The organism is Stenotrophomonas pavanii (assembly GCF_900101175.1).
Lineage (GTDB): Bacteria > Pseudomonadota > Gammaproteobacteria > Xanthomonadales > Xanthomonadaceae > Stenotrophomonas > Stenotrophomonas pavanii.
Genome location: NZ_FNFQ01000003.1, coordinates 433,347 through 448,921, shown reverse-complemented (window position 1 = coordinate 448,921; position 15,575 = coordinate 433,347). Strand labels below are relative to the sequence as shown.

Annotated in this window: 16 protein-coding genes; 10 read left to right on the top strand and 6 right to left on the bottom strand. The window is 67.4% G+C overall.

The genetic code is table 11. The annotated features are described in order from the left end of the window. The first annotated feature begins 240 nt into the window (after positions 1 to 240). The 4 genes from BLS66_RS08195 to BLS66_RS08180 are packed head-to-tail and all read left to right on the top strand — an operon-like array spanning position 241 to position 3,110. Complete coding sequence (locus BLS66_RS08195; RefSeq protein WP_053505770.1) at positions 241 to 822, top strand: nitroreductase family protein; 582 nt, start codon at positions 241 to 243, stop codon at positions 820 to 822. Beyond that, on the top strand, positions 819 to 1,769 hold the full coding sequence (locus BLS66_RS08190; RefSeq protein ID WP_053462228.1) for a 5'-3' exonuclease: 951 nt from the start codon (positions 819 to 821) through the stop codon (positions 1,767 to 1,769). Before BLS66_RS08195 ends, BLS66_RS08190 begins: the two co-directional genes overlap by 4 nt. Continuing rightward, a complete protein-coding gene (locus BLS66_RS08185) occupies positions 1,766 to 2,320 on the top strand; it encodes an NUDIX hydrolase (RefSeq protein WP_049465743.1) in 555 nt (184 codons plus the stop codon). Before BLS66_RS08190 ends, BLS66_RS08185 begins: the two co-directional genes overlap by 4 nt. After that, positions 2,313 to 3,110 (top strand): N-formylglutamate amidohydrolase, encoded by a 798-nt coding sequence (locus BLS66_RS08180; RefSeq protein WP_049465741.1) that lies wholly within the window; start codon positions 2,313 to 2,315, stop codon positions 3,108 to 3,110. Before BLS66_RS08185 ends, BLS66_RS08180 begins: the two co-directional genes overlap by 8 nt. Positions 3,111 to 3,175: 65 nt before the next feature. On the opposite strand, the gene BLS66_RS08175 is transcribed toward BLS66_RS08180, so the two are convergent. After that, on the bottom strand, positions 3,176 to 4,585 hold the full coding sequence (locus BLS66_RS08175; RefSeq protein WP_074725609.1) for an MFS transporter: 1,410 nt from the start codon (positions 4,583 to 4,585) through the stop codon (positions 3,176 to 3,178). Between the two features lie 105 nt (positions 4,586 to 4,690). Here BLS66_RS08175 and BLS66_RS08170 point away from each other — a divergent pair, with 105 nt between their 5' ends. Then, entirely contained in the window at positions 4,691 to 5,575 is an 885-nt protein-coding gene (locus BLS66_RS08170) for a LysR family transcriptional regulator (protein WP_074725608.1), read from the top strand. Positions 5,576 to 5,842: 267 nt separating this feature from the next. Here the strand turns inward: BLS66_RS08170 and BLS66_RS08165 are convergent, their stop codons facing one another. The 3 genes from BLS66_RS08165 to prmC form a co-directional block, all read right to left on the bottom strand. Further along, positions 5,843 to 6,439 carry a hypothetical protein gene (locus tag BLS66_RS08165; RefSeq protein ID WP_074725646.1) on the bottom strand — a complete coding sequence of 199 codons (597 nt, stop codon included), beginning with the start codon at positions 6,437 to 6,439 and terminating at the stop codon, positions 5,843 to 5,845. 260 nt (positions 6,440 to 6,699) lie between these two features. Beyond that, a complete protein-coding gene (gene pip / locus BLS66_RS08160) occupies positions 6,700 to 7,641 on the bottom strand; it encodes a prolyl aminopeptidase (RefSeq protein ID WP_053462225.1) in 942 nt (313 codons plus the stop codon). 48 nt (positions 7,642 to 7,689) lie between these two features. Next, positions 7,690 to 8,547: a peptide chain release factor N(5)-glutamine methyltransferase gene (gene prmC / locus BLS66_RS08155; protein ID WP_074725607.1), complete on the bottom strand. Its 858-nt coding sequence runs from the start codon at positions 8,545 to 8,547 to the stop codon at positions 7,690 to 7,692. 322 nt (positions 8,548 to 8,869) lie between these two features. Between prmC and ahpC the strand changes: the two genes are divergently transcribed. From ahpC to BLS66_RS08130, 5 genes are all read left to right on the top strand, one after another. Then, complete coding sequence (gene ahpC, locus BLS66_RS08150; protein ID WP_005408159.1) at positions 8,870 to 9,433, top strand: alkyl hydroperoxide reductase subunit C; 564 nt, start codon at positions 8,870 to 8,872, stop codon at positions 9,431 to 9,433. 223 nt (positions 9,434 to 9,656) lie between these two features. Then, positions 9,657 to 11,249, top strand: a complete 1,593-nt coding sequence (ahpF, locus tag BLS66_RS08145) for an alkyl hydroperoxide reductase subunit F (protein ID WP_049466519.1) — start codon at positions 9,657 to 9,659, stop codon at positions 11,247 to 11,249. An 85-nt stretch (positions 11,250 to 11,334) separates the two neighbouring features. Beyond that, positions 11,335 to 12,297 carry a LysR substrate-binding domain-containing protein gene (locus BLS66_RS08140; protein WP_049466520.1) on the top strand — a complete coding sequence of 321 codons (963 nt, stop codon included), beginning with the start codon at positions 11,335 to 11,337 and terminating at the stop codon, positions 12,295 to 12,297. A 123-nt stretch (positions 12,298 to 12,420) separates the two neighbouring features. After that, complete coding sequence (gene rnk / locus BLS66_RS08135) at positions 12,421 to 12,825, top strand: nucleoside diphosphate kinase regulator (RefSeq protein ID WP_049466522.1); 405 nt, start codon at positions 12,421 to 12,423, stop codon at positions 12,823 to 12,825. A 50-nt stretch (positions 12,826 to 12,875) separates the two neighbouring features. After that, positions 12,876 to 13,832: a transaldolase gene (locus BLS66_RS08130; RefSeq protein WP_074725606.1), complete on the top strand. Its 957-nt coding sequence runs from the start codon at positions 12,876 to 12,878 to the stop codon at positions 13,830 to 13,832. 646 nt (positions 13,833 to 14,478) lie between these two features. On the opposite strand, the gene msrA is transcribed toward BLS66_RS08130, so the two are convergent. Further along, positions 14,479 to 15,144, bottom strand: a complete 666-nt coding sequence (msrA, locus tag BLS66_RS08125; protein WP_032956996.1) for a peptide-methionine (S)-S-oxide reductase MsrA — start codon at positions 15,142 to 15,144, stop codon at positions 14,479 to 14,481. 30 nt (positions 15,145 to 15,174) lie between these two features. Beyond that, positions 15,175 to 15,438 carry a putative signal transducing protein gene (locus tag BLS66_RS08120; RefSeq protein WP_049467989.1) on the bottom strand — a complete coding sequence of 88 codons (264 nt, stop codon included), beginning with the start codon at positions 15,436 to 15,438 and terminating at the stop codon, positions 15,175 to 15,177. Positions 15,439 to 15,575: the final 137 nt, after the last annotated feature.

Below are 15,575 nucleotides of genomic sequence, written 5' to 3'. Positions count from 1 at the left end.
CCGGCCAGCCCGTCACGGACAGTGAAACAGTCCTCACTTCAAACCTCATGACCGGCGGCCCGGCAAGAGGGGTATCGTAAGCCGTGCAAGGCCTGCGAGGCGAGGGGAAGCGATCGTTCATTCCCCGTCAGTGGCATGACGTTCATCACAGTTTGGTATTCAGAGGCCGGACGCGACACAGACGGCGTCATTGACCACCCCGACTATAATCAAACCCCCGTGATGACCGGTTCAGACTCCATGCCCGACCCCGCTGCCCTGCTCGCCCTGGATGCCCGCCGCTCAGTGCCTTCGCGGCAACTGGGCGAGCCCGGCCCGGACCCGGCCACGCTGCAGCGGATGCTGGCATCGGCCGTACGCGTGCCCGACCACGGCAAGCGCGTACCGTTCCGCTTCCTGAAGATCGCCGGCGATGCACGTCACACTCTGGGCGACTTCCTGGCCGAACGCAGCCGCCAGCGCGACCCGCATGCCGGCGAGGCCGTGTTCGAGAAGGACCGCCAGCGTTTCAGCCACGCCCCGCTGGTGATCGTGGTGGTGGCCAGCCCGCGCCCGGACCCGAAGGTGCCCGAGCAGGAGCAGCTGATGACCGCCGGCTGCGTCTGCTTCGCCCTGCTGCAGGCCGCGCAGGCGCTGGGCTTCGGCGCACAGTGGCTGACGGCCTGGATGGCCTTCGATCCGGTCGTGCAGGCCCACCTGGGCCTGGTCGAGGGCGAACGCATCGCCGGCTTCATCCACATCGGCACCGCCAGGGCCGACGTGCCCGAGCGCGAGCGCCCCGACCCGGCAACCCTGCTGCGGGACTGGACGCCGCCGGCATGACCCTGCCGGCACCGCCGCCGTCGCTGTACCTGGTCGATGCCAGCATCTACGTGTTCCGCGCCTGGCACTCGCTGCCGGACCAGTTCCAGGACGCGCAGGGCTGGCCGACCAATGCCGTGCACGGCTTCGCCCGCTTCCTGCTGGACCTGCTGGAACGCGAGCGCCCGCAGCACATCGCCATCGCCTTCGACGAAGCGCTCGACAGCGGTTTCCGCCACCGCCTGTATCCGGCCTACAAGGCCAACCGTGATCCGGCACCGGAGGCGCTCAAGCGCCAGTTCGTGCACTGCAAGGCGCTGTGCGCGGCGTTGGGCCTGGCGGTCCTGGCCCATCACGACTACGAGGCCGACGACCTGATCGGCAGTGCCCTGCACGTCCACCGCAGCAGCCATCGCGGGGTGATCATCTCCGCCGACAAGGACCTGTCGCAGCTGCTGGCCGACCACGACGAGCAGTGGGACTACGCCCGCAACCAGCGCTGGGATGTGGCCGGGGTGAAGGCCCGGCACGGCGTGCACGCGCACCAGATCGCCGACTACCTGGCGCTGTGCGGTGATGCCGTGGACAACATTCCCGGGGTCAGTGGTGTCGGCAGCAAGTCCGCCGCCGTGCTGCTGGCTCACTTCGGCAGCATGGATGCGCTGTTCGAACGCCTGGACGAGGTGCCGTTCCTGCGCCTGCGTGGCGCTGCACAGATGGCCGTGCGCCTGCGCGAGCAGCGCGAGCACGCCCAGCTCTGGCGCCAGCTGACCACCATCGCGCTGGACGCGCCGCTGGAGGGCAGCCAACCCGGCCTGCTGCGCCAGCCGGCCGACCCGGAACTGCTCGATGGCCTGTGCCAGACCCTGCGCTTCGGCCCGATGACCCGCCGCCGGCTGTTCGGTGCCGCCGGCGTGGCCGACCCCGTTCCCACTCCTTCCTTTTCCAATTCCAGCGAGCCCGCATGAGCCAGCGCAACACCGAAGCCCCGCGTGTCGTCTATGAAGGCAAGTACCAGCGCATGGTGGTGCGTGGCACCTGGGAATACAGCGAACGCACCCATGCCGGCGGCCTGGCCGCGATCATCATCGCAGTGACCCCGGAGGACAAGGTGCTGTTCGTCGAACAGTTCCGCGTACCGCTGCAGGCCCCCACCATCGAGATGCCGGCCGGCCTGGTCGGCGACATCCACGCCGGCGAGTCGATCGAAGTCTCGGCCGTGCGCGAGCTGGAAGAAGAAACCGGCTGGACCGCCGACCATGCCGAAGTGCTGATGATTGGCCCCACCTCCTCCGGCGCCAGCAGCGAGAAGATCGCCTTCGTGCGCGCCACCGGCCTGCGCCGCATCGGCGACGGTGGCGGTGATGACAGCGAAGACATCACCGTGCACGAGATTCCGCGCAGCCAGGCCGCCGCCTGGCTGGTACAGAAGATGGGCGAAGGCTACGAGCTGGATGCCAAGCTCTGGGCCGGGCTGTGGATGATCGAGCACCACCTGGACGGGCGCCCGCGTGGCTGATGCCGACCTGCACCCCGTGCCGGCATTGCTGGGGGCCGGCGATCCTGCGGTCTACACCGTGCACCGGCCGCAGGGCGCTTCGCCGTACCTGCTGCTGGCCGACCACGCCGGGCAGCAGGTGCCGCGCGCGCTGGCCGGCCTGGGCTTGGCGCAGGCCGAGCTGGATCGCCACATCGGCTGGGACATCGGCATCGCCGGCACTACCCGCGCACTGGCCGAACGGCTGGATGCGTGGGCGATCGAACAGACCTATTCGCGGCTGCTGATCGACTGCAACCGCCCGCTGGCCTCGCCCACGCTGATCCCGGAGGTGAGCGACCACACCGTGGTACCGGGCAATGCCGGGCTGTCGGCGGCGCAGCGCCAGCAGCGCATCGATGCGATCCACGCGCCCTACCACGCGCGCATCGACGCAGAGCTGGATGTACGCCGCGATGCCGGCCGCCCCACCCTGCTGGTGATGATGCACAGCTTCACCCCGGCGATGAACGGCACGCAGCGGCCGTGGCATGCCGGCGTGCTGTACCACCGGGACACGCGCTTCGCGCATGTCCTGCTGCAGGCGCTGCGTGACGAAGGCGACCTGGTGGTGGGTGACAACGAACCGTATTCGGTCAGCAGTACCAGCGACTACGCGGTACCGGTGCATGGCGAAGGCCGTGGCCTGGTGCACGTGGAACTGGAGATCCGCCAGGACCTGATCGCCGGCGTCGCCGGGCAGCAGGCCTGGGCCGAGCGGTTGGCGCGGATCTTCAGTGCGCTGCAACCGGAGCTGCTGGCGCTGGGTTGAACGCGCGTGTATCCATGCCGAACCGGTAGTGCCGGCCGCTGGCCGGCAACCTCCGGATCGTTGGATCAGAGCGTTTGCCGGCCAGCGGCCGGCACCACCGCCACCGGCGCCGGGCGCAGGCCCAGTGCGATCGCCACACCCAGCAGGGCGAACAACGCGGCGCCGTATTCGGCGCGCACCAGCCCGGCCAGTGCACTCGGCGAACCGGCGGCGCCGGCATCGGCGTTGGCCACCATCACCAGCACCGCCAGGCCCAGCGCACCGCCGATCTGCTGCGCGGTGGCTGCCATGCCGGAGGCCACGCCCTGCTGCGCAGCCGGCACGCCCTGCCCGGCCACGATCCACATCGCGGTCCAGGTCATGCCCTGGCCGATGCTCATGACCACCACACCCGGCAGCAGCGGCCAGAAGTTCGCTGCATGCGGCAGCGACGCTGCGACCCAGGCAATGCCGATGGCGCCGGCCAGCTGCCCGGCCACCAGCACCCTGCGCGCGCTCCAGCGCTGCAATGTCCACTCCGCCAGCTGGATGCCGACCGTGCACACTGCGGTGGCGGGCAGGAAGGCGAGGCCGGCCTGCAATGGGCTCCAGCCGTAGCCGTCCTGGAAATACAGCGCCATGAAGTAGTACTGCACGCCGTAGCTGCTCATGAAGGCGAAGGTCAGGCCCAGCGCGGCACGCAGGCCGGGCAGGCGCAGCAGCGCGAACTGCATCAGCGGATCGCGGCTGCGTTGTTCGATCTGCACGAACGCCACCAGCAGCAGCGCCGACAACAGCAGGCAGCCCAGCGTGGCCGGCGCGGTCCAGCCCCATTCCGGGCCCTGCACCAGCGTGGTCACCAGCAGGCTGCCGCCGAGGGTGACGGTGATGCACCCGGCCAGGTCGAACGAGCGGCCGTGCGCACGCGGGCCATCGGCCGGCAACCAGGCACCGGCCGCGACCGCGCAGGCGGTGGCCAGCGGCACGATCACGGCCAGCACCGCCGGCCAGCCGAACGCCTGGGTCAGCACGCCACCGAGCAGCGTGCCCAGCGCCAGGCCCACCGCGCTGGCCATGCTCCAGATCGCCAGCGCACGGTTGCGCACCGGACCTTCCGCGTACAGCGTGTTGATCAGCGCCAGCGTAGCCGGGAACAGCAGTGCCGCACCGATGCCCTGCGCCGCGCGCGCGATGATCAGCAGGATGGCATTCGGCGCCAGCGCACCGAGCAGCGATGCCAGTGCGAACAGCAGCATGCCCAGCCGGTAGAAGCGGCGGCGGCCGATCAGGTCGGCGGCACGGCCACCCAGCAGCAGGCTGCCGCCGAACGCCACGGTGTAGGCACTGACCACCCACTGCAGCTGCTGCGCGTTGATCTGCAGCGCGCGGCCCATGTCGTGCAGGGCGACGAAGATGATGGTGGCATCCAGGGCGATGATCAGCTGGGCAGTGGCCAGCAGGGTCAGCGCCCAGCGCGGGTACTTGAGGGGAGGCATCGGCGGTCTGGTGCGGTGGGGGAGCGCAGTCTCATTGATGCCGGGCAATCAATAAACCCCCAACCCACCATATCTGTCATGATTTTCGGCATGAATGGAACCTCGATGGACCTCAATGCGGTGCGCATGCTGGTGCAGGTGGCCGAAGCGCGCAGTTTCACCGTGGCCGCCGGTCAGCTGGGCCTGAGCCAGTCCGGGCTTTCGCGCGCGATCGGCCGGCTGGAGGCCACGCTGGGAGTGAAGCTGCTGCAGCGGAACACCCGCAACGTGGCGCTGACCCCAGATGGCCGCCAGTTCGTCGATCAGGTGGCGCCGCTGTTGTGTGGCCTGGAGGATGCCGAACGCCAGTTGGCCGATCGTCCGTGCACGCCCTCGGGCACCCTGAAGATCAGCGCACCCTCGATGTTCGGGCGCAAGGTGCTGGTGCCGATGCTGGCGCCGTTGCTGCAACGGCATCCGCAGCTGCAGGTGGAGGCGGTGCTCAGCGACCGCCTGGTCGATCTGGTTGAAGAAGGTTTCGATGCCGCGCTGCGCACCGGCGTCATCGCCGACCAGCGCATCGTCGCGCGACCATTGCGGCCGCTGCGCTGGGTGACGGTGGCCAGCCCGGACTACCTCGACCGCTGTGGCGCACCCGACGATGTGGCCGCCTTGCGGGATCATGCCTGCCTGGCGGTACGCAACCTGCGCAGTGGCCGGCTGGTGGACTGGCAGTTCCTGCAGGACGGGCAGCTGCGTGAGTTCACGCCACCGACGCGGATGGTGTTCGACAGCGGCGATCCGCTGGTGGAAGCGGCCATCGCCGGTATCGGCATCGTGCAGGTGATGGATTTCGCCGTAGCCGACGCGCTCGCTGACGGCCGCCTGCAACGCGTGCTGCAGCCGTTCGAGGGCCGCAGCCGCGCGCTGTCGCTGATCTACCCTCCGTCGCGCCAGCACTCGCCGAAGCTGCAGGTGCTGGCCGACGCGTTGCTGGCCGGGGATTGGTAGCGCCGGCCGCTGGCCGGCGCCTGCACGGTTCCAATGGATCCCGGTCTGCCGGCCAGCGGCCGGCACTACCAGGCTGCGGTAGACCCACGCCATGCGTGGGTGGGGATCCGCTTCGCGGTAGCGCCGGCCACTGGCCGGCGTCTGCAGGAATCCAAGCATTTCAGGTTTGCCGGCCGGCGGCCGACACCACGAAGTGCATTAAATCCACGCCGCGCGTGGATGTGGACTTCGGTGCAGAGCCAGCGCGGGACGCAGCAAAAAACTGATTCAGCCCAATTGGAGAAAGAACGCCCCGACGCGTCCTCCCGGAGAAAAATCAGGCTTGTCCCGGAGGAACAGATACGCCATGCCGTCGGACAGCACGCCTTTGTGCGAAGGCAGAATGCCGTCGATGTCCGCGCCGTAGAGCATCAAGCGACGGCGACCGCCATTCCACGTCAAAGGTGATTGCAGCCATGCATCGACTCCATCCAGCTTGGAATCCAGGTTCTCATCATCGTCAGGTTCCAAACACTCCACACGCTCGATACGGCCGCGCTCAAGCGAGTCGCTCATGCATCGGCTTCTGGATGCGCCGCCACGCCTGTATGCGAGCACAACTGCGTCGCTGGTTCCCTTGACCGCGCGCAGCCGACGGAAGTGGGAATGATCCCAGGTATCGGTGGGGATGAAGACTGAGAACCAGAAATCCTCAGCAACGCCCTGCGGATAGAACCAATGTGCAGGGAGTGCCATCAGGTGAAAGAGCGCACGGCCTTCAACACAGGCTGGCCAAGGTATGTTCTCTGGAAGAAACGCACCGCCGCCAACGTATGCATCGGTTGGAGAGGCCTTTTCCTTGGTCAACAGCAGGCGGGTGTACATGCTGGGGTCGCCGAAAATTTCACGGACGTCCACGGTGCCAGCCCGCCTCGCCCCGGTTCAAGGCCAATAGCGACAGCCTTGAACAAGGGAGAGAATCGCCGCCGCGCATCGCCCAGCACCAACGGTGCGGCGTTGCCGGCCAGCGGCCGGCACTACCAGGTTGTGGTAGATCCACGCCATGCGTGGATGAGGGTTGGTAGCGCCGGGCATCGTCCGGCGCTACCGGTGCGGCGTTGCCGGCCAGCGGCCGGCACTACCCATCAGGCGAAGCTATCGGTCGCGCGCACCAGCGCGTCCACGTTCTCGGCCTCGAACGCCGAATGGCCCGACGCCGGGGTGATTTCCAGCTTTGCCTTCGGCCATACCTTGGTCAGGTCCCAGGCGTTGGCCAGCGGGCAGACCACGTCATAGCGGCCGTGCACGATCACGCCCGGGATGTCGGCGATGCGGTGCGCGTCGCGCAGCAACTGGTCTTCCACCTCGAAGAAGCCGCCGTTGACGAAGTAGTGGTTCTCGATGCGGGCAAACGCCAGCGCAAAATGCGGGTCTTCGTGGCTGTTGATGAAGTCGTCATCGACGTGCAGGAAGCTGGTCGCACCTTCCCACACTGCCCACGCCTTGGCCGCTTCCAGGCGGGTGGCTTCGTCTTCGCTGGTCAGGCGGCGGTGGAAGGCCGAGATCAGGTCATGCCGCTCCACCGACGGGATCGGCTTGAGGTAGTGCTCCCACGCATCCGGGAACAGGCGGTTGGCACCTTCCTGGTAGAACCACTCCAGCTCCCAGCGACGCAGCATGAAGATGCCGCGCAGGACCAGTTCGGTCACGCGCTGCGGATGGGTTTCGGCATAGGCCAGGGCCAGGGTCGAACCCCAGCTGCCGCCGAACACCTGCCAGCGATCGACCTTCAGGTGCTCGCGCAGCTTCTCGATGTCGGCAACGAGGTCCCAGGTGGTGTTGTCCACCAGATCCGCGTGCGGGGTGGAGCGACCAGCGCCGCGCTGGTCGAACAGGATGATGCGGTACTTCGACGGGTCGTGGAACTGGCGCATCTTGTCGCTGCAGCCGCCACCCGGGCCACCATGCAGCATCACCACCGGCTTGCCGTCCGGGTTGCCGCACTGCTCGAAGTACAGCGTGTGGCGGTCGTCGACCTTCAGGGTGCCGACGTCGTAGGGGGTGATGGCGGGGTACAGCGTACGCATGCTTGCAGCTCCAGGGTGATGCCCTGCCGGGGCAGGAGAACCTCCATTCTAGGCCGGTCGCCGGCCCAGGGTGATGCGATCGCGCTGCTCAAGGTCCTGCGCAGTCTCCACCTCCGCGAAACCGGCGGCGTCGAACAACGCGCGGATCGCCGCGCCCTGGTCCCATCCGTGCTCGATCAGCAACCAGCCACCGGGCCGCAGATGCGCCTGACCACCGTCAACGATGCGGCGGATGTCATCCAGGCCGTCCACGCCCGAGGCCAGCGCAGAGGCCGGTTCGAAACGCAGGTCGCCCTCGTCCAGGTGCGGGTCGTCGCTGGCGATGTACGGCGGATTGCTGGCAATCAGGTCGAAGCGTGCCCCCTGCAGCGGCGCATACCAGTCGTGCCCGCCTTCGGCGAAGCGGACGTTGCGCAGTTCATGGCGTGCCGCGTTGCGCGCAGCCACCGCCAGCGCGCCCGGGCTGGCGTCGGTGGCCAGCACCTGCGCCTGTGGCCGTTCGCTGGCCAGTGCCAGTGCAATCGCACCGGTGCCGGTGCCGAGGTCAGCCAGTTGCAGCGAATGGTCTGACGGCAGGCGCTCCAGTGCCAGCTCGACCAGCAGCTCGGTTTCCGGGCGCGGAATCAGCGTGGCCGGGTCGACCTCCAGGTCCAGCGTCCAGAAACCGCGGCGGCCGGTCAGGTAGGCGACCGGCTCGCCGGCCATGCGGCGGACCAACAGCGTTTCGAAGGCGGCCTGGTCGGCGGCGGCCAGCGGATCGGTGGCATGCGCGAACAGCCAGCTGCGTGGGCGTTCCAGCACGTGCAGCAGCAGCAGTTCGGCTTCGTGGCGGGCGTCGATGCCGCCAAGGCGGGCGCTGGCGTCGGCCACGACTTGGCGAAGGGAGGGTTCGGGTTGGAAGGACATTGCGCAATTGTAGAGGCGGGCCCGTGCTCGGCTGCTTCTGGAGCAGCCGGCCACAGGCTCGGCTCTACAAAACCGGAATCCGTTCAGGTCCCCGTCCACGGGATAAGGACGGGCTATCGGCCGTCTTCCCCTGCTGAGGAAGATTTTCCTTGTCACACAGTCAGTTGCAGGATGGCCACGGCAAGGTTCAGTGCCTGCTCATGGCCTAACGATAGACTGCGCCTATTAAATAGATGCAATCAATGCATTGTTCTTATCGCCAGCGAATGGGTAACCTAGCTCCTGTCGATTCACCCGCTCCCCTTCACCAAGAGGAAAAATGATGTCTCTCATCAACACCCAGATCCAGCCGTTCGAAGCCAACGCGTACCACAACGGCGAGTTCATCAAGGTTTCCGACGCCAGCCTGAAGGGCCAGTGGTCCGTCCTGATCTTCATGCCGGCCGCCTTCACCTTCAACTGCCCGACCGAGATCGAGGACGCAGCTGACCATTACGCCGAGTTCAAGAAGGCCGGCGCCGAGGTCTACATCGTCACCACCGATACCCACTTCTCGCACAAGGTGTGGCACGAGACCTCGCCGGCCGTCGGCAAGGCCCAGTTCCCGCTGGTCGGCGACCCGACCCACCAGCTGACCAACGCCTTCGGCGTGCACATTCCGGAAGAAGGCCTGGCCCTGCGCGGCACCTTCATCATCAACCCGGAAGGCGTGATCAAGACCCTGGAGATCCACTCCAACGAGATCGCCCGTGACGTCTCCGAGACCCTGCGCAAGCTGAAGGCTGCCCAGTTCACCGCCGCCAACCCGAACCAGGTGTGCCCGGCCAAGTGGAAGGAAGGCGAGAAGACCCTGACCCCGTCGCTGGACCTGGTCGGCAAGATCTAACGCCGTACCGGCCTGCCATGGCCCCACGCCACGGCGCGCCCTTCATCCCCATGCCGGTGCTCTGCCGGCGTGGGGGTGAACCCAAGACAGCCAACGCTCGCCCGCCTTGGCCAGCCAGCCCCTTCCACGGTCGCTGTCTTGGGTTCACCCCTACCCCCAGCTGGTCCGCTACCTTGTACAGCGGTGCCACGCCCCCTGTTTGCCTGAAGCCAGGAGAAGACCGATGTTGGACGCCAACCTGCAGTCGCAGCTGAAGACCTATCTGGAGCGCGTGACCCGCCCGATCCAGATCACCGCGCACGCCGACGACGGCGCCAAGTCGCAGGAAATGCTGGAGCTGCTGCAGACCCTGGAAAGCCTGTCGGACAAGATCTCGCTGCAGGTCCTGCGCGATGGCCAAGGCCGCGTGCCGTCCTTCGACCTGGGCACGCCGGGCCAGGATATCCACCTGACCTTCGCCGGCCTGCCGATGGGCCATGAATTCACTTCGCTGGTGCTGGCGCTGCTGCAGGTCGGCGGTCATCCGTCCAAGGCCACCGCCGAGCTGATCGAGCAGGTGCAGAACCTGGAAGGCGAGTACGCGTTCGAAACCTACTTCTCGCTGTCCTGCCAGAACTGCCCGGACGTGGTGCAGGCGCTGAACCTGGCCGCGGTGCTCAACCCTCGCATCCGGCACGTGGCCATCGACGGCGCCCTGTTCCAGGACGAAGTCGAGAAGCGCGAGATCATGTCGGTGCCGACCGTGTACCTCAACGGTGAAGTGTTCGACCAGGGCCGCATGACCCTCGAGCAGATCGTGGCCAAGCTGGACACCAATGCCGGCAAGCGCGACGCCGAGAAGATCGCCGCCAAGGACGCCTTCGACGTGCTGGTGGTCGGCGGTGGCCCGGCCGGTGCGGCAGCGGCGATCTACGCCGCGCGCAAGGGCATCCGCACCGGCATCGCCGCCGAGCGCTTCGGTGGACAGGTGCTGGACACCATGGCCATCGAGAACTTCATTTCGGTGAAGGAAACCGAGGGCCCGAAGCTGGCCACGGCGCTGGAACAGCACGTGCGCGAGTACGACGTGGACATCATGAACCTGCAGCGTGCCAGCGCGCTGGTGCCGGCCGGCGAAGACGGCCTGGTGCAGGTGCAGCTGGAGAACGGCGCGGTGCTGAAGTCGCGTTCGGTGATCCTGTCCACTGGCGCGCGCTGGCGGCAGATGAACGTGCCGGGCGAAGACCAGTACCGCAACAAGGGCGTGGCCTATTGCCCGCACTGCGATGGCCCGCTGTTCAAGGGCAAGCGCGTGGCGGTGATCGGCGGTGGCAATTCCGGCGTGGAAGCGGCCATCGATCTGGCCGGCATCGTGTCGCATGTAACACTGCTGGAGTTCGATTCCAGCCTGCGTGCCGACGAAGTGCTGCAGAAGAAGCTGCGCAGCCTGGCCAACGTGACGGTGCTGACCAGCGCACAGACCACCGAAGTGCTGGGCGACGGCAGCAAGGTCACTGGCCTGGTGTACAAGGACCGCATCGGCGGCGATGCCCACCGCGTCGAGCTGGAAGGCATCTTCGTGCAGATCGGCCTGCTGCCCAACACCGAGTGGCTGAAGGATGTGGTGGCGCTTTCGCCGCGTGGCGAAATCGTCATCGACGACCGCGGCCAGACCAACCTGCCGGGTGTGTTCGCTGCTGGCGATTGCACGACGGTGCCCTACAAGCAGATCATCATCGCCATGGGCGCCGGCTCGACCGCCGCACTGAGCGCGTTCGACCACCTGATCCGCTCGTCGGTGAGCAACAGCAGCGGTGCCGTTGCTGAAGCGGCCTGATCCACCGTTCCCAGATCACCGGGAACATTGTCTGCCTGTCGGGTAACCACGCCGTCAGCCGGTCCGTTACCCTTGGGGTGTAAGGATGAACCTACGTGATCTGAAGTACCTGGTAGCCCTGGCCGACCACAAGCATTTCGGCCGGGCTGCCGCCTCCTGCTTCGTCAGCCAGCCCACGCTGTCCACCCAGATCCGCAAGCTGGAAGAGGAACTGGGCCTGCCGCTGGTGGAACGCGCACCGCGCAAGGTGATGCTGACCCCGGCCGGCCAGGAAGCGGCGGCACGGGCACGGGTGATCGTGTCCGAAGTGGAACAACTGAAGGAAGCGGCGCGACGCAGCCGCGACCCGGAAGCCGGCACGGTGCGCCTGGGCATCTTCCCGACCCTCGGCCCGTACCTGCTGCCGCATGTGATTCCGCGCATCCGTGAACGCTTCCCGGAGCTGGAACTACTGCTCGTCGAGGAAAAGAGCGACGTGCTGCTGGACCGCCTGCGCGAAGGCAAGCTGGATGCTGCGTTGCTGGCGCTGCCGGTGATCGATGATCAGCTGCATGCCGAGTTCTTGTTCGAGGAACCGTTCCTGCTGGCCGTCTCCGGCCGCCACCCGCTGGCCCGTCGCGAACACCTGGACGTGCAGGAGCTGGCCACGCAGAAGCTGCTGCTGCTGGAAGACGGGCATTGCCTGCGCGACCAGGCGCTGGAAGTCTGCCGCCTGTTCGGCGCCAACGAGAAGTCCGAATTCCGCGCCACCAGCCTGGAAACCCTGCGCCAGATGGTCGCCGCCGACGTCGGCATCACCCTGCTGCCGAGCCTGTCGGTGCAGCCGCCGGTGCCGCGCTCGAACAACATCCGCCTGCTCGATTTCACCGGCGAGGGCCGTCCCAGCCGCCGCATCGCCATGATCTGGCGCCGCAGCTCGGCCATGAACGACTTCCTGATGGAGCTGGCCGACCAGTTCAAGCGCTTGCCGCAGGCACTGTTCACCCTGGATGCGCTGCACACCACGTCCGATGCGGCAGCCCTGCCCGGCCCCGCGCTGAACGGCTGAGCCCCCGCAGCACCGGCCCGGAATCGGCAGGAGTCGATTCCGGCCGCATTTGTCCCCACAATACAGACAGGCGGCGCCAGCAGGTGCCGCCTTTTGCATGGCTTTCAACCAAGGAGCTTCACCATGAACACCGCCAGCGGCCTGCCGCCGTCGATCACCGTTTCTTCCTTCGACATGGACCGCCTGGACGCCATGCTCGAGTCCCCTGCGCTGAGCCAGACGCCTGCCGCGCTCGCGCTTGCTGAAGAACTCAACCGGGCCACCGTGCTGGCGCCGGACCAGATTCCCGAAGGCATCGTCATGATGCATTCGCGCGTGGAGTGCGAAGATGAAGTGTCGGGCGAAAAGCACGTCCTGACCTTGGTTTTCCCCCGCGAAGCCAATGTCGATGAAGGCAAGGTCTCCGTGCTGGCCCCGGTCGGCACCGCCCTGCTGGGCCTGGCGATCGGCCAGAGCATCGACTGGAACGCGCCCGGCGGCCGCAAGCTGCGCCTGCGCGTGACGGCTGTCCACAACGATCACCCCTGATTACCGCTGCGCACCGCGCGCGATTCGATTCCCTTGCACCAGGAGCCGTAATGAGTACCCCGTCCAAACTGTCCCAGCTGCGCGAACTGTCCGTGGTCGTTGCCGATACCGGTGACTACGAGGCGATCAAGCGCCTGCAGCCGGTGGACTGCACCACCAACCCGACCCTGGTGAAGAAGGCGCTGGACCTGCCGGTCTATGCCGACCTGATCGAACGTGAACTGGCCTGGGGCCGCCAGCAGGGTGGCGACCGTGAAACCGTGGTGCACGCGGTGGCCGACCGCCTGACCATCGGCGTCGGCGCGCTGCTGAGCACGCTGGTACCGGGCCGGGTGTCCACCGAGGTGGATGCCGACCTGGCCCACGACACCGCTGCCACCGTGGCCAAGGCGCGCCAGTTCATCCAGATGTACGCCGATGCCGGCGTGCCGCGCGAGAAGATCCTGATCAAGATCGCCGCGACCTGGGAAGGCGTGGAAGCCGCGCGCGTGCTGCAGGCCGAAGGCATCGACTGCAACCTGACCCTGATCTTCAACCCGACCCAGGCGCTGGCCTGCAGCGAGGCCGGCGCGTTCCTGATCTCCCCGTTCGTCGGCCGCATCCTGGACTGGTACGTGGCCAACGGCCAGACCCCGGCCACCATCGACGAAGACCCGGGCGTGAAGTTCGTGCGCGGCGTCTATGCCGAATTCAAGCGCCGTGGTTCGAAGACGGTGGTGATGGGCGCCTCGTTCCGTTCGACCGGGCAGATCGAAGCGCTGGCCGGCTGCGACCGCCTGACGATTTCGCCGGACCTGCTGGAGAAGCTGGACGCCGACCACGGTGAGCTGCCGCGCAAGCTGGTGGCCGGTGCCGCCGATGGCGCGGCGGTGACCCCGATCGACGCGGCGACGTTCGCGGCGGACCTGGCGGCCGATCCGATGGCGACCGAGAAGCTGGCGACGGGTATCGAGGCGTTTGCCAAGGATCTGGAAGCACTGCGCGAGCGGATCCGCGCGGCACTGTGATTCCGGCCAACGGCTGAGCCCCTCGTGGCGGGTCGGTTGGTCGCGAAAGGCATGAAGCAACAGTCGTGCTGGGTCGGGCGGATTGGGTTCGCGGGAGACGCCGTGAATCCATCCCTGGAGGCTTGGCCGCCGCATCCATGCGGCGGACACTCCCGCGAACCCAACCCGCCCGCCCTCTGACAGTTTCCTGTGGCCGCCCGCCACGGAAGAAAGAAAGAAGAGCAACAGCGGGTCGCGCGCTTCGCTCGCTCGGAGCCGAGCATGGCTCCGCTCTACAGAATGCGCTGCAGGACCAAACAAAAAGGACGCGGCGAAGGCCGCGTCCTTTTTGTTTTCCTTCAGTCGTCAGTAACCCATGCTCTTGCCCGCCGTCACCGGGAAACTGTCGATGGTGGGACGGGGGCGGCTGGCAGGACCGTTGGCGCCATGGATGGCGCCATCGAGCCCCCATGGGTGAGGGCGCTTTGCTTGCGAAGCACTGCTTCGCAAGCGCCCGAACGCACAGCCGCCAGCGGCTGGGCCGGACCCCGGAGGGGGGTTTACGGCGTGTCCTGCCGGCCGCCCCCGTCCCGCCCAACCATCAGCAACCCAGAGCCGCTTTGGCTTTGGCTTTGGCTTCTGCCCGCCGCAGGCGGACCACCGCGCGTCAGCGCGGCGCCTCCACATCCAGCCCGATCGGGCAGCTCACGCCGGTGCCACCAATACCGCAGTAGCCGTTCGGGTTCTTCGCCAGGTACTGCTGGTGGTAGTCCTCGGCGTAGTAGTACGCCGGTGCCGGGTACACGATCTCGGTGGTGATCGGGCCGTAGCCGGCCGCATCCAGCTGTGCCTGGTAGGCCTCGCGGCTGGCCAGCGCAGCGGCGTACTGTGCCTCGTCAGTGGCATGGATCGCCGAACGGTACTGGGTGCCGGTGTCGTTGCCCTGGCGCATGCCCTGGGTCGGGTCGTGGCTTTCCCAGAACAGCTGCAGCAGCCGTTCCAGGCTCACCACCGCCGGGTCGAACACCACCTGCACCACTTCGGTGTGGCCGGTCAGGCCCGAGCAGACCTCTTCATAGGTCGGGTTCGGGGTGATGCCGCCGGCGTAGCCGACCGAGGTGCTGTACACGCCCGGCTCGGTCCAGAACTTGCGCTCGGCGCCCCAGAAGCAGCCCAGCGCGAAACGGATCTGCTGCAGGCCGGCGAAGCGGTCCTTCAGCGGATGGCTGTTCACGAAGTGCTGGTTGCTGTGCAGCGGCAGCGGCTGCTCGCGTCCCGGCAGTGCCTCTTCCGGGCGCGGCAGGCGCTGCTTGAAGGCCCCGATGCCGAGGATGCCCTGGCCAATTCCCAACATGATGCACTCCTACGCCGGCTGTCCGGCCCAATCGTCTGCATCGGAAATGGGGGCGTCCGCGGCCGGGCCCAAGTCCAGCGCGGCGATGATGTCCTCCGCCTGCGGCCGCGCCGCGTCGGGGATGCCGACCCGCAGCACGCCGAACAACGGTAGCTCGCCCATGCCGCCCAGCAGCTGCTCGCCGAACACAAAGGCCGGGATGCCGGCGTTTTCCAGCGCGTGCTTGACCAGATGGGCGTCGAACAGGTTGTCGGCCTTGTACACGATGTGCATGCGGCGGCTCCGTGGGACAGGGTTCCAGCATACGCCCGGGGGCTGAATGGTGGCGGTGACGGCGCATGGCCATTCTGCCGGCCAGCGGCCGGCGCTACCGACCTGCGCGTCGATCCACATTCCGCCGGCCAGCGGCC